This window comes from Streptomyces griseorubiginosus, assembly GCF_017614965.1.
Taxonomy (GTDB): Bacteria; Actinomycetota; Actinomycetes; order Streptomycetales; family Streptomycetaceae; genus Streptomyces; species Streptomyces griseorubiginosus_B.
In genome coordinates, this window is record NZ_WVUG01000245.1 from 1 (window position 1) to 13,510 (window position 13,510).

Annotated in this window: 11 protein-coding genes and 2 pseudogenes; 11 read left to right on the forward strand and 2 right to left on the reverse strand. The window is 71.8% G+C overall.

Translation table 11 applies throughout. The features are described 5' to 3' along the window. Positions 1-6: 6 nt before the first annotated feature. Positions 7-660: a Tat pathway signal sequence domain protein gene (locus GRC12_RS32755; RefSeq protein WP_208783258.1), complete on the forward strand. Its 654-nt coding sequence runs from the start codon at positions 7-9 to the stop codon at positions 658-660. Positions 661-678: 18 nt separating this feature from the next. Here the strand turns inward: GRC12_RS32755 and GRC12_RS32760 are convergent, their stop codons facing one another. After that, positions 679-1,611 carry a lytic polysaccharide monooxygenase auxiliary activity family 9 protein gene (locus GRC12_RS32760; RefSeq protein ID WP_208783246.1) on the reverse strand — a complete coding sequence of 311 codons (933 nt, stop codon included), beginning with the start codon at positions 1,609-1,611 and terminating at the stop codon, positions 679-681. 208 nt (positions 1,612-1,819) lie between these two features. Then, positions 1,820-2,008: pseudogene (locus tag GRC12_RS45920) on the reverse strand (TetR family transcriptional regulator); the annotation flags it as partial. A gap of 377 nt (positions 2,009-2,385) precedes the next feature. On the opposite strand from GRC12_RS45920, the gene GRC12_RS32770 reads away from it, so the two are divergent. The 10 genes and pseudogenes from GRC12_RS32770 to GRC12_RS32815 form a co-directional block, all read left to right on the forward strand. Beyond that, a complete protein-coding gene (locus tag GRC12_RS32770) occupies positions 2,386-3,033 on the forward strand; it encodes a ScbR family autoregulator-binding transcription factor (protein WP_208783250.1) in 648 nt (215 codons plus the stop codon). Positions 3,034-3,055: 22 nt separating this feature from the next. Next, on the forward strand, positions 3,056-4,237 hold the full coding sequence (locus GRC12_RS32775) for a damage-control phosphatase ARMT1 family protein (protein ID WP_208783251.1): 1,182 nt from the start codon (positions 3,056-3,058) through the stop codon (positions 4,235-4,237). A gap of 165 nt (positions 4,238-4,402) precedes the next feature. After that, complete coding sequence (locus GRC12_RS32780) at positions 4,403-5,266, forward strand: TIGR03619 family F420-dependent LLM class oxidoreductase (RefSeq protein ID WP_244374133.1); 864 nt, start codon at positions 4,403-4,405, stop codon at positions 5,264-5,266. 56 nt (positions 5,267-5,322) lie between these two features. Further along, positions 5,323-6,294 (forward strand): ABC transporter substrate-binding protein, encoded by a 972-nt coding sequence (locus GRC12_RS32785; RefSeq protein ID WP_208783252.1) that lies wholly within the window; start codon positions 5,323-5,325, stop codon positions 6,292-6,294. Positions 6,295-6,311: 17 nt separating this feature from the next. Next, positions 6,312-7,088 carry an ABC transporter permease gene (locus tag GRC12_RS32790; protein WP_208783253.1) on the forward strand — a complete coding sequence of 259 codons (777 nt, stop codon included), beginning with the start codon at positions 6,312-6,314 and terminating at the stop codon, positions 7,086-7,088. Next, positions 7,058-7,918: an ABC transporter permease gene (locus tag GRC12_RS32795; RefSeq protein ID WP_308286692.1), complete on the forward strand. Its 861-nt coding sequence runs from the start codon at positions 7,058-7,060 to the stop codon at positions 7,916-7,918. Before GRC12_RS32790 ends, GRC12_RS32795 begins: the two co-directional genes overlap by 31 nt. Beyond that, positions 7,915-8,667, forward strand: coding sequence for an ABC transporter ATP-binding protein (locus tag GRC12_RS32800; RefSeq protein WP_208783254.1), 753 nt, complete (start codon positions 7,915-7,917; stop codon positions 8,665-8,667). Before GRC12_RS32795 ends, GRC12_RS32800 begins: the two co-directional genes overlap by 4 nt. A 98-nt stretch (positions 8,668-8,765) precedes the next feature. Then, positions 8,766-10,922, forward strand: coding sequence for a germacradienol/geosmin synthase Cyc2 (gene cyc2, locus GRC12_RS32805; RefSeq protein ID WP_208783255.1), 2,157 nt, complete (start codon positions 8,766-8,768; stop codon positions 10,920-10,922). Positions 10,923-11,036: 114 nt separating this feature from the next. Then, entirely contained in the window at positions 11,037-12,914 is a 1,878-nt protein-coding gene (phsA, locus tag GRC12_RS32810; protein WP_208783256.1) for an O-aminophenol oxidase PhsA, read from the forward strand. 336 nt (positions 12,915-13,250) lie between these two features. After that, a pseudogene (locus GRC12_RS32815) lies at positions 13,251-13,510 on the forward strand (PDZ domain-containing protein); the annotation flags it as partial.

Genomic DNA, 13,510 nt, shown 5'->3' on the forward strand with positions numbered 1-13,510 from the left:
ACTCGCATGCGCACTCGCACCCTCCTCACCCTCGTCGGCACCGTCGCCGCCCTCTCCATCCCGGCCGCCATGCCGGCGTCCGCGGCCGACACCCCCGTGCTGACCACCGGCTCCACCGGCGGCACCGCCGTCGCGGTCGGCGACGTCCTCAGCGCGCCGCTCGCCAGCGGCACCGCCGCGACGCTGTACTCCAGCGCGACCGGCACCAGCGGTGTCTCCTGCACGTCCTCGACGTTCACCGCCACGGTCACGGACAACCCCAGCGCCCCCGGCACCGCCACCGAGTCCGTCGGCGCGCAGACCTTCGACAGCAGCAGCTGCACCAGCAACGTCCTCGGCGTGACCGGCGTCACCAGCATCACGGTCGACAACCTGCCGTACACCACCAGCGTGGCCTCCGACGGCACGCTCACCGTGACCCCGGCGAGCGGCTCCACCATCCAGACCACGGTCAAGCTGAAGACCCTGCTGGGCTCCATCTCCTGCGTCTACCAGGCCCCCAGCCTGACCGGCACCACCAGCAACACCGACGCCAGCATCAACTTCACCAACCAGCAGTTCACCAAGACGTCCGGCTCGTCGCTCTGCTTCAGCAGCGGCTACTTCACCGCCAAGTACGCCCCGGTGACGGACAACGGCGCGACGGTCTACGTCAACTGACCCTCACAGCCCGGTAGTTCAGCGTCGACGCAGACGCAGGGCCAGGGCGGCGCCCCCGGTGAGCACCAGCACCGCGGCGGCGCCGCCCGCCATCATGGGCGCGGAGGGACCCGAGTCGGCGGTCTCGGTGGCGGCGACGGGCGTGCTGTCGGGCTGCGACGGCGCCGCGCTCTCCGCAGCGGCCGTCGGCGTCCGCTGCGCGGGACTCGCCGGCGTACGTGGCTTCTCGGCCGTCGGCGAGGGCGTGCCGCTCGCGGTCCGGCCGCCGTCGCTCGACGGGGACGCCGAAGCCGCCGTACCGCCGCTTTCCGTCCCCGGGAACACCACGTCCGAGCAGGAGTAGTACGTGTCGGGTGTGCTGCTGGTCTGCCAGATCGTGAAGAGGACCTGACGTCCGGTGCGGTTCGCAGGGAGCTTCGCCGTGAAGTGGTAGGCGCCGCCGGTCAGGGCCGGGTCCTTGACCGAGGCGAACGGCTGGGCCGGCAGGTCGGACCAGGTCAGTGGCTTCGTCGGGTCGTACCCCGGTTTGGTGAGATAGAGCCGGAAGGTGCCCGCGTGCGGAATCGGCGCGGCGTACGTCATGTTCAGCGTCGCGCCCGGCTTCAGGCGCGTCGAGGGCCAGTCGGAGCGGGCGAGGTCGAGGCCCTTGAACTCCGCAAGGCCGCCGCTGCACAGCTTTCCGTCCGGGATGGTCTGCCGGTCGCGGCCGTTCACGTCCGAGACCCGTACGTCGTCCCAGAAGGTGAACGGGGCGCCGTTGGCCGCCACCGCCGCCTTGCAGGCCGCCGTCCTGGCGTTCGCCCTGCCGTCCGGGGAGCAGGCGTAGCCCCGGCTGACCGGATCGGTCGGCGCGCCGTGCGCCTGCGCCGGGCCGGCCGCCCACAGCGGCAGCAGGAACGGGGTCACGACGGCGGCCGCCAGGGCGGTGCGGTATGCGGTCATCCGGACCATCCGGAACGTCTCCTCGGCCGACACGGGAACGGGCTGCTCCCTTGCAGTACGGGAAACCGGCGCGAGGCGTTCACGGTGGTGCAGTGAACGCCGTCCGCGGGCCACGCGTACAGGACACGGCACGCCGTACATGGGGAGGCGGGCCCTCGACGGGCGGGCCGGTGCGAATGGGACCGGCCCGCCCGCCCTCCAGGGCTCGGTGGTATGGCTCGTCCGGCACGGCCCGGGCCAGCGACTCCTTCGAGGGGAAGGGGAAGGACAGGGCGCCCTTGGTGGCTTCGGCCGGTGTCAGCACCATCGCGATGGTCGTGGACGGGTATCCGTGCTCGCCGCAGACCGCGCCCGCGGCCTCGAGGATCGTCCGGCGGGTCCGGACGGCGCGCTCCTGTCTCGCCATAAGTGCCCCTCCGGTGAGCCGAGTTGGCAGTCATCCTCGTCTCATTGGCAAACCAACCGGTCGCCTCGTACTGTGGGCCCTGCGTCCGCGGCGGGGGGATCGAGGAGGGACATGCCTCAACCGACCCTGACGGTCGTCGTCCACCGGCGTGCCGTACGCGGCGGTGACACGTGTCGCGACAGGTCTCCGTGGTGTGTCCGTACCGCGCGTGCTGTTTTCCTCGGCGATGCCCGGCTTGCGCCCAACTCCCGCCCGGGCAGGGCTGGTCGACGTTCTCGGGGTGTGCCGTCGGCGCCGTCGTACGGTGAGATATCGTGTACGGGGAGTGAGAAACATACTGCACGACCCGTTTTCCCAGTCCCAGGAGTGTTCAGCCGATGGCGAGGCAGTTACGCGCCGAACAGACCCGCGCGACGATCATCACGGCCGCAGCAGAACTGTTCGACCGCCACGGCTATGAATCGACCAGCCTGAGCGACATCGTGGAGCACGCCCAAGTCACCAAGGGCGCCCTGTACTTCCACTTCGCGGCCAAGGAGGATCTGGCCCACGCCATCATGGAGCTTCAGTCCAGGGCCTCTCGCGAGATCGCGGGGGAGCTGGAGGGCCGGGGCTACTCCTCCCTCGAGACCCTGATCCGCATCACCTTCCGTATCTCCCGCATGTCCGTCGAAGGACCCATCCAGCGGGCCGGACTCCGCCTCGCCACCGGCGCCATCGAGGTGCGCCCGCCGCTGACCCACCCCTTCACCGAGTGGCGCGAGCTCGCCTCCCGCAAGCTGCACGGCGCGGTCAGGGAGTCCGACATCCACCCGGACATCGATATCGAGGCCACCGCCCACGCCCTGGTCAGCTGGTTCGTCGGAACCCGCGTCGTCGGCCGCCACCTGGAACCGGTCGCCCGCCAGCCGCGCCGCGTCGCCGAGATGTGGCACGTCATGATCCGCGGCCTGGTCCCGGTCACCCGCCGCGCCCGCTACCTGAACCTCACCGCACGCCTGGAGCGGGAGATCAGGACCGCCTGACCCGCGCGGTACGGTGAGGCGCATGCCCGACACCCCGTCCGCGCCGCCCGTGATCCTCGGCAACGAGCCGGGTTCCTTCCCCCACGGCGTCCTCGCCGAGCGGCACCCCGCGATCATCCGGCAGGTCCGGGAGGCCTTCCCGTACGACCCCGCCCGGCACCGCGCCCTCGACGCCCTGCTGGAAAGCTGCACCAAGGGCGTCGTCGAACCGCTCCCGGCCGACGCCCACGACCGTGACCGCTGGACGCGGTGGGGCCTCGACGCGTACGTCGGCCATTCCTGGTACGACCTCCCCTGGCTCTGGTCCGAGAGCTACTTCTACCGCCAACTCCTCGAAGCCGTCGGCTACTTCACCGAGGGACCCTGGCAGGGCATCGACCCCTTCCGCCCCTCCAAACTGGCCGAGCTGGACGCCCCGGAGACGGCGGAGGAACTGACCGCACTCGACCGCCTCACCGGCCTGCCGCCCGCCGAACAGGCACAGGCCCTCCTGCACGGCTCCCTCTGGGGCAACCGCGCCGACCTCGGCTTCCGCCTCTCCGACGCGAGCGCCGGCGCCAAGGAGGCCGCGCCCGGCCTGGTCGCCGACGACAGCGACCTGCTCTGGTCCCTGCTCCCGCCCTCCGGCGCCGCCACCCTGTCCCTGATCGCCGACAACGCGGGCCGCGAACTCATCCCCGACCTGCTCCTCATCGCCCACCTCCTCCGCAGCGGCCAGGTGCGGCGGGCGTTCCTGCACGTCAAGCCGTACCCGTACTACGTCTCCGACGCGACGACCGCCGACGTGCTCGACGCGCTGCGGCGACTGAACGGGGCGGAGGGCGCGGCGGCCGCGTACGGCAGGGTGCTGTGGGCGGCGATGACCGACGGGCGCCTGGTCCTGCGCGCCCACCCCTTCGCCGCCGCCCCGCTGCCCTTCGCCGACCTCCCCGCAGACCTCCGCGACGACCTCGCCCCGAGCACCCTGACGATCGTCAAGGGCGACCTCAACTACCGTCGCCTGGTGGGCGACCGCCTCTGGCCGCCCACCACCCCGTTCGCCGGGGTCACCGCTCACTTCCCCACCCCGGTGGCGTCCCTGCGCACCCTGAAGTCCGACGTGATCACCGGTCTGGCCGCGGAGACGGAGGCCGCCCTGGTGGCGGCGGAGGGGCAGCGCTGGCGGACCGGCGGAACCCACGCGCTGATCCAGGTGCGGCCCTGATCCGCCTCAACACACCTGCGTGGGCAGTGACTTGAAGCCGTTGATGAAGTTCGACCCCAGTCGCCGGGCAAGGGAACGCGCGCGTCGCACGCGTTGTTGCGTCTGTCGCCGGGCCGCTCACCGGCTCGGGTGTCCGCGTCGCCGTACGAGGGGAGACCGAACGACATGCTGCGTATCGGAGTGGCACCGCACCGTCTGTGGCCCGCGCGGGAGGAGGAGGTCGACGGCGTGCTGGAGACCTCCCGCACCGCCGAGCGCCTGGGCTTCGATCATGTCTTCGTCAGCGGCCACGCACTGGCCGGCGAGACCGGCGTAACCCCCGACCCGCTGGTGACCCTGGCCGCCGTGGCCGGGGCGACCACCCGCGTCGGCCTGGTGACCAGCGTGCTCGTGCTGCCGCTGTACGACCCGGTCCTCCTCGCCCATCAGACGGCCACCCTCGACCGGCTCTCCGGGGGCCGCTTCACCCTGGGCGTCGGCACCGGCTGGGACCAGCGGGAGTTCGAGGCCGTCGGCGTGCCCTTCGCGGGGCGAGGCCGGCGGGCGGACGAACAGCTGGCCGCCGTACGGGCGTTGTGGCGCGACGAAGCGGAGGTACGGCTCGGTGTGCGGCCGCGCACCGAGTCGGGGCCGGCCGTGTGGGTGGGCGGGCAGAGCGATGCGGCACTGCGCCGGGCGCTGCGGTACGGCGACGCCTGGCACGGCGCCGGGCTCGACGCGGCCGGGCTGCGGGCGGTGCGCGAGCGGCTCGGAGCGCTCGGGGACGCGACCGGCCGGGATCCGCGGACGCTGGGGCTGACGGCGGGCCTCTCGCTCGTACCGCCGGGGTTCACCGCTGCCGTACAGGCGCCGGGGCGCCTGCTGGGCGGCCCCGACGTGAGCGCGGAGAGCGTACGGGACGAGCTCGGGGCGCTGGCCGAGGCGGGGCTCTCCGTCTGCTCGCTGTGGCTGCCGGTCGCCACCGAGGCGCTGACCGACGCGCTCGGGTGGGTGGCCGAGGAGGTCCTTTCGCATTTCTCCAAAGAGTGACGCTTCGACGCCCTCTTATGTGGTGATCATGACAATTCCCTGATAGTCATGCCCGTATGGCGTTACGTCGATTGCGGCCGGGAATCGGAAAGCCGGCGGTCGTCCTGGCCGCCCTGACACTGCTCCTCGCCGGCTGCGGCGACAAAGGGGGCTCCACGACGACGGGCGGGGGCCGCACCAAGATCACCGTGGCCGCCCTGCCCCTGACCGACACGGCGGCGGTCTATCTCGCCCGCGACCGCGGCCTGTTCGAGAAGGCGGGGCTGGACGTCACCCTCCAGCCCGTCCAGCAGAGCATCCAGGCGCTGCCCGCCCTGGCCAACGGACAGGTCGACGTGATCGCCGGAGCGAACTACGTGACCTTCCTGCAGGCCGACGAGAAGGGCACGCTCGACGTGCGCGTCCTCGCCGAGGGAGTGCGGACCGCGCCGCACATGATGGACGTCCTGGTGCCGAAGGACTCCGGCATCAAGACCCTTGCCGGTCTCGCGGGCCGGACGGTCGCCGTCAACATCCTCAACAACATCCAGTCGCTCACCCTGAACGCGATCCTCGACCAGCGGGGCGTCGGGCGGCCGGTGTACCGGCAGATCGCCTTCCCCCAGATGGGCCCCGCCCTGCAGCGGGGACAGGTGGACGCCGTGCACGCCGTGGAGCCCTTCGACAGCGCGATCCAGGGCCAGTTGAAGGCGCGGGTGCTGCTCGACGGGGCGTCGGCGCCCGTCGGTTCGCTGCCCATCAGCGGGTACGTCACGACACGTAGGTTCGCCGAGGGGCACCCGGGGGCGGCCGCCGCGTTCCGGAGTGCCGTCGAGGCCGCCTCGAAGATCGCCACGTCCGATCCCTCGGCCGTACGGGCCGAACTGCCCAAGTACACCAAGGTGACCGCGGACCAGGCCACCTCGATCGGCCTGCCGACGTACGCGACGGCCACGGACATCGCACAGCTGCGGCGGCTGACCGAACTCATGCGGAAACAGGGCCTGTTGAAGAAGCCGATCGATCCGGGGACGTTGCTGGTCAAGTGAGGCGGGGGCGACGGAACGTGAAGCGACGTCAGGAACTGGCGCTGGGTGGCCTGGGTGTGCTGCTCGCGTTCGGCGCCTGCGAGGCGGTGGGCCGCGCGGGGATCGTCCGGCGCGGCTATCTGCCCCCGGCCTCCGAAGTCCTCGCCCGCGCCGTGGAGTTGGCGGGCGACAGCGCCTTTATCACCGGGATCGTCGCGACCCTGCGGGCATGGGCGCTGGGGCTCGGCCTGGCGATCGTGCTGGCGGTGCCACTCGGCCTGCTGCTCGGCAGCGTGCCGATCGTCGACTCGGCGGTCCGGGTGATCGTCGAGTTCCTGCGCCCGTTGCCCTCCGTGGCGTTGATCCCTCTGGTGTCCCTGCTGCTCGGCACGGGCACGGAGACCAAGGTCGCGCTGATCGTGTACGCGTCGGTGTGGCCGATCCTCCTCAACACGATCCACGGCCTCGGCGAGACCGACCCGCTGGCCAAGGACACCTTGCGCGCCTTCGGCTTCGGCCGCCTCTCCGTCCTCCTGCGCGTCGAACTCCCCGCCACGGCGCCGTTCATCGCGGCCGGTGTCCGTATCTCGGCGGCGATCGCGCTGATCCTCGCCGTCGCCACCGAGATCCTCTCCGGCTTCGGCGAGGGCCTCGGCATCTTCATGGCCCAGGCCTCCCTCGCCACGGACGGCACCCGCGACGTCCTCGCGGGCGTGCTCTGGGCGGGCACCATCGGCCTGACGGTCAACAGCGTCCTGGTCCGGGCGGAACGGCGGTTGTTCCCGTGGACACCGGATCGGAGGGCGGCTGCGTGAGCGGAGGCCGGGGGACGGTCGGCCACCCCCAGCCCGCCGCACGCCCCGCCTTCGCCTGGCGGCACGCCGTCCTGCGGCTGGTGGTGCTGCTCGTCGCCCTCGGCGCCTGGCAGTGGGGCGCCCGGGCCCGTGGGAGTGTGTACTTTCCGCCACCGAGTCGTATCGCCCTCCGCGCGCAGGAGTTGTGGTTCTCGGGACCCGCCCGGCACGCGTTTCTCAGCGCGGCCGGGATCGGGGACGTGCTGCCGAGTCTCGGGCGGATGGCGGCCGGGTTCGGGATCGCGGCCGTCGGCGGGATCGCGGCCGGCGTGCTGGTGGGCCGCTCGGCATGGGCGTACGCGCTGTGCAACCCGGTGCTCCAGTTCGCCCGCGCCGTACCGCCCCCGGCGCTCGTGCCCGTCTTCGTCGTCGTGTTCGCCTTCGGTGCGCCGATGCAGATCGCCTCGATCGCGTTCAGCGCGGTGTGGCCCGTCCTGATCAACACCGCCGAGGGCGTGCGCGCCACCGACCCCCTGCGCCTCGACGTCGCCGCCGTCCTGCGCCTGAACCCCTTCGAACGGCTCCGCTTCCTGCTCCTGCCCTCCGCACTGCCCCACATCTTCGCCGGGCTGCGCCTGAGCCTGTCCCTCTCCCTCATCCTCATGGTGTTCTCGGAACTACTCCCCGGCACCGCCAACGGCATCGGCTTCACCCTCACCGACGCCCAGTCCCGCTCCGACCTGCTCACCGTGTGGGCGGCGCTCCTCCTCCTCGGCGTCCTCGGCCACCTCCTCAACACCGCCCTCCTGGCCGTCGAACGACGGATGACCGGGAGAAGGAGACCCACGTGACCCTCCGCCTCGACGCCCTCGGCCAGCGCTACGGCGACCACCCCGTCCTGCACGACATCACCCTCACCGTCCCCGACGGCCAACTGCTGTGCGTCGTGGGCCCGTCGGGCTGCGGCAAGTCCACACTGCTGCGCACCGTCGCCGGTCTCCAGCCCGCCCGCGAGGGCACCATCACCCTGGACGACGCGCCCGTCACCGGCGTACCCGACCATCTCGCCGTCGTCTTCCAGGACTACGGCCGCTCCCTCTTCCCCTGGCTCACGGTCCGCGACAACGTGGCGCTCCCGCTGCGCCGACGCGGCCTCGCCCGGGCCGCTCGACGGGCCGAGGCCGACCGCATCCTGGAGCGCGTCGGCCTGGACGGCACCGCCCGCCGCCACCCCTGGCAGCTCTCCGGCGGCATGCAGCAACGCGTCGCCATCGCCCGCGCCCTGGTCTGCCGTCCCTCGCTGCTCTTGATGGACGAGCCCTTCGGCTCCCTGGACGCCCAGACCCGGGAGGACCTGGAGGACCTCCTCCTCGAGGTGCACCGCACCGACGCCACCACCATCGTGTTCGTCACCCACGACATCGACGAGAGCGTCTACGTCGGCGACCGCGTCGTCGTCCTCTCGCCCGGCCCCGCCTCCCGCGTCGTCCTCGACCTCCCCGTCGAACTCCCCGGCAAGCGCGACCAGATCGGCACCCGCCGGCTGCCGGAGTTCGTCGCGCTCCGGTCGGAGGTGGGGCGGGTCGTGCGGGGAGCATGAGCCCCTGCCCGGTTCCCGATTCCCCGTCGGTTCACGCGATGGTGTGATCATGTCCCGGCTCGCGGATGCTCCCCGAGGGCCCTGGGTAGGGCCCGGCCATGACGCAGCAGCCCTTCGAACTCCCGCACTTCTACATGCCGTACCCCCCGCGGCTGAACCCGCATGTCGACGAGGCGCGTGCCCACTCGACGACGTGGGCGCGCGAGATGGGCATGCTGGAGGGGTCCGGGATCTGGGAGCAGTCCGACCTCGACGCGCACGACTACGGACTGCTGTGCGCCTACACCCACCCCGACTGCGACGGCCCGGCGCTGTCCCTGATCACCGACTGGTATGTGTGGGTGTTCTTCTTCGACGACCACTTCCTGGAGACCTTCAAGCGCACCCAGGACCGGGCCGGTGGCAAGGCCTATCTGGACCGGCTGCCGCTGTTCATGCCGATGGACCCGGCGACCCCCGTGCCCGAGCCGCACAACCCGGTCGAGGCGGGCCTCGCGGACCTGTGGACGCGCACCGTGCCGTCGATGTCCGCCGACTGGCGCCGGCGTTTCGCGGTGGCGACCGAGCACCTGCTGAACGAGTCCCTGTGGGAGCTGTCCAACATCAACGAGGGCCGGATCGCCAACCCGGTCGAGTACATCGAGATGCGCCGCAAGGTCGGCGGCGCGCCCTGGTCGGCGGGCCTCGTGGAGTACGCGACGGCCGAGGTCCCGGCGTCGGTCGCCGCGTCGAGGCCGCTGCGGGTGCTGATGGAGACCTTCTCCGACGCCGTCCATCTGCGCAACGACCTGTTCTCCTACCAGCGCGAGGTCGAGGACGAGGGCGAGCTCAGCAACGGCGTGCTGGTCCTGGAGACCTTCTTCGGCTGCACCACCCAGGAGGCCGCCGACACCGTCAACGACGTCCTGACCTCCCGTCTGCACCAGTTCGAGCACACCGCGCTCACGGAGGTCCCCGCGCTCGCCCTGGACCAGGGCCTCACCCCGCCCGAGGTCGCCGCCGTCGCCCGGTACGCGCAGGGCCTGCAGGACTGGCAGTCGGGCGGCCACGAGTGGCACATGCGCTCCAGCCGCTACATGAACGCACGCGCGCGTGACGCCAGGCCCTGGCACGGACTGACCGGTCCCGGATCCTCCGCCGCCGATGTCGGCGCGCTGCTCGCCGCGGCCGGCGCCGAGCGCCTGCGCGCGTACACGCACGTGCCGTACCAGAAGGTCGGACCGTCCCTGCTGCCCGACTTCCACATGCCCTTCCAGGTCGAGCTGAGCCCGCACCTGCCCGGCGCCCGGGAACGCCTCACCGGCTGGATGCACCGCATGGGCATGCTGCGGGAGGGCGTCTGGGACGAGGACAGGCTCGCCGCCGCCGACCTCTCACTGTGCGCCGCCGGCCTCGATCCGGACGCCACGCCCGACGCCCTCGACCTCGCCTCCCAGTGGCTCGCCTGGGGCACGTACGGCGACGACTACTACCCCCTGGTCCACGGCCACCGCCGCGACCTGGCCGCCGCCCGCCTCACCACCCGGCGCCTGGCGGACTGCATGCCCGTCGACGGCGAACCGGTCCTCGTCCCGGCCAACGGCATGGAGCGCGGACTGCTCGACCTGTGGGCGCGCACCACGGCGCGGATGACCCCCGGCGAGAGGCGTTTCCTCAAGGACGCGGTGAACGTCATGACCGAGAGCTGGGTGTGGGAGCTGTCCAACCAGCTGCAGAACCGCATCCCCGACCCGGTCGACTACCTGGAGATGCGCCGCGCCACCTTCGGCTCCGACCTCACCCTCAGCCTGTGCCGGCTGGGGCACGGACCCGCCGTACCGCCCGAGGTCTACCGCAGCGGCCCCGTCCGCTCCCTGGAGAACGCCGCCGTCGACTACGCCTGCCTCGTCAACGACGTCTTCTCGTACCAGAAGGAGATCGAGTACGAGGGCGAGATCCACAACGCGATCCTCGTCGTGCAGAACTTCTTCGGCGTCGACTACCCGACCGCGCTCTCGGTCGTCCACGACCTCATGACCCAGCGCATGCGCCAGTTCCAGCACGTCGCCGCCCACGAACTGCCCGTCGTCTACGACGACTTCGGCCTGTCGGACCAGGCCCGCGAGGTCATGCGCGGTTATGTGGCCGACCTGGAGAACTGGATGGCCGGCATCCTCAACTGGCACCGCTCCGTGGACCGTTACAAGGCGGACCACCTCGCCCGGCGCACCCACGGCTTCCTGCCCGATCCGCGAGCCGCTGTCACCATTCACTGAAACCATCCACTGAAACTTTTCGTGCGGAACGGGACATTCAGGGAACTTCGCAGGGATGTCAGGAGTCTTCTGAGACAAGGGGAACAGACAACAGAACACACGGGGGTGTTCGACTTGACCGACATCATCGAAAGGATCACCGAGAACGACGGCACGGGAAGGGCGGCACCGGCACCGGACGAACTGGTGCCGTACGTGACGCCGTTACCGGTCCCGCCCGTCCTGCGGCCGGGCGCGGGCGACGTCCTGCGCGAGACGGAGATCGCTGTCCGCCCCACCTGGGTCCGGCTGCACCCGCAGCTCCCGCCGACCCTGATGTGGGGCTACGACGCCCACGTACCGGGACCGACCATCGAGGTACGCCGGGGGCAGCGGGTCCGCATCGCCTGGACCAACCGCGTCCCGAGCGGCAGCGAGTACCCGGTCACCTCGGTCGAGGTACCCGTCCGCGCGCCCGGCACTCCGCCCGCCACCACCGAGCCGGGCCGCGAGGGCGTCGAACCGAACAAGGACGTCGCGGCCCTGCCCGCCTGGACGGTGACCCATCTGCACGGGGCGCAGACGGGCGGCGGCAACGACGGCTGGGCCGACAACGCCGTCGGGTACGGCGACGCCCAGCTGTCGGAGTACCCGAACGACCACCAGGCGGTGCAGTGGTGGTACCACGACCACGCCATGAACATCACCCGGTGGAACGTGCACACCGGCCTGTACGGCACCTACCTGCTGCGGGACGACGAGGAGGACGCCCTCGGGCTGCCCGGCGGGGACCGGGAGATCCCGCTGCTGCTCGCCGACCGCAACCTCGACACCGACGAGGACGGAAGGCTCAACGGACGGCTGCTGCACAAGACGGTGATCGTCCAGCAGCAGAACCCGGAGACGGGAAAGCCGGTCTCCATCCCGTTCACCGGCCCGTACACGACGGTCAACGGCCGCATCTGGCCGTACGCCGAGGTGGACGCCGCCTGGTACCGCTTCCGGCTGGTCAACGCCTCCAACGCGCGCATCTACGAGCTCGTCCTGGTCGACGAGGACGACAACCCGGTCCCGGGCGTCGTCCACCAGATCGGCAGCGACGGCGGGCTGCTGCCGCGCCCGGTCCCGGTCGACTTCGACGAGACGCTGCCCACGCTGACCGCCGCGCCGGCCGAGCGCTTCGACCTGCTCGTCGACTTCCGCGGCCTCGCCGGCAAGAAGCTGCGCCTGGTCAACAAGGGCCGTGGCCAGGCCCCGGGCGTGCCCGACCCGGTGAACGACGTGCGCTACCCGGCCGTCATGGAGTTCCGGGTCGGGGCGGGCGAGTGCACGGACACCTTCGAGCTGCCCGAGGTGCTCTCCGGCTCCTTCCGCCGGCTCACGCACGACATCCCGCACGGCCACCGCCTGGTCGTGCTCACCGTGCCCGGCACCAAGGGCTCCGGCGGTCACCCGGAGATCTGGGAGATGACCGAGGTCGACGACCCCGGTGACCTCCAGCTGCCCGCCGACGGCGTCATCCAGCTCACCGGCGCGGACGGCACCACGAAGACGTACCGGCGCACCTCCCGGACCTTCAACGACGGCCTGGGCTTCACCGTCGCCGAGGGCTCCTACGAGCAGTGGAGCTTCCTCAACCTCGCGCCGATCGTCCACCCGATGCACATCCACCTGGCCGACTTCCAGCTGCTGGGCCGGGACGCCTACGACGTCTCGGGCTTCGACCCGGCGGCGGGCGGCACGCGCGTGCCGATCGCGTTCGACGCGACGAAGCAGCTGCCGCTCGCGCCCAACGAGCGCGGCCACAAGGACGTCTTCCGGGTGCCCGGCGGCCAGATACTGCGCGTCATGGGGAGGTTCGACGGCGCGTACGGCCGGTTCATGTACCACTGCCACCTCCTCGAACACGAGGACATGGGCATGATGCGGCCCTTCGTCGTCATGCCCGAGGAGGCCATGCGGTTCGACCACGGCGGGGCGCACGGCGGCCACGGCGAGGGTCACACGGGCTGAGACGCCGCCCGCGCCGCGTGCTCCACCGCGGCTCGCGCCGGCGCCCGGATCACCGGGTGCGGGCGCGAGCCGTCCGTGTCGGCGGCCACGGCGGTCCCCGGCGCGACGGCCGTCCCGCTCACCCACCCGCGCGTGGTGCCCTGTAGGGAACTGGTGTACGTGGGGCCACTCGCCGGGGCGGCGGCGACGCCGGCGCGGGCGCTGGGCGCACGCGGGTGACCTCGCGCCCGCGCCGGGCGGCACGCCTCTTCCCGCCGTTGACCGCGGGTCAGTCTCACTCGTTCGTGGCTCGTCGTGCGCCGGTGCCCCGGGTAGTGCTCCAGCCGGAGGCGATCCATGGAACAGACTGCGTTGCGTCCCAAGCCGATGCCCGGCCGGAACCCCGGCGGCGGTGCCCGCCCCGGCACCCCGGCCCGTCGCCCGCATGCCGCGCGACGACGCGCGAGGCGGCTGAGGGCCGTGCTGTTCGGCCTGTTCGTCGGGACGGTCCTGGTGCTGTCCGGCGTCGGCATCGGCACCGTCGGCGCCACGGTCATCGGCATGAGCAAGCTCGCCGACCTGCAAAGCCTGGCGCACACCCCGGTGCCGGCCCGCCC

What these genes read in the sequence shown, in the direction of transcription:
- GRC12_RS32755 (WP_208783258.1), top strand. Translation starts at nt 7, where the DNA reads ATGCGCACTCGCACCCTCCTCACCCTCGTCGGCACCGTCGCCGCCCTC.
- GRC12_RS32785 (WP_208783252.1), top strand. Translation starts at nt 5,323, where the DNA reads ATGGCGTTACGTCGATTGCGGCCGGGAATCGGAAAGCCGGCGGTCGTC.
- GRC12_RS32780 (WP_244374133.1), top strand. Translation starts at nt 4,403, where the DNA reads ATGCTGCGTATCGGAGTGGCACCGCACCGTCTGTGGCCCGCGCGGGAG.
- GRC12_RS32770 (WP_208783250.1), top strand. Translation starts at nt 2,386, where the DNA reads ATGGCGAGGCAGTTACGCGCCGAACAGACCCGCGCGACGATCATCACG.
- GRC12_RS32775 (WP_208783251.1), top strand. Translation starts at nt 3,056, where the DNA reads ATGCCCGACACCCCGTCCGCGCCGCCCGTGATCCTCGGCAACGAGCCG.
- GRC12_RS32760 (WP_208783246.1), bottom strand. Translation starts at nt 1,611, where the DNA reads ATGGTCCGGATGACCGCATACCGCACCGCCCTGGCGGCCGCCGTCGTG.
- cyc2 (WP_208783255.1), top strand. Translation starts at nt 8,766, where the DNA reads ATGACGCAGCAGCCCTTCGAACTCCCGCACTTCTACATGCCGTACCCC.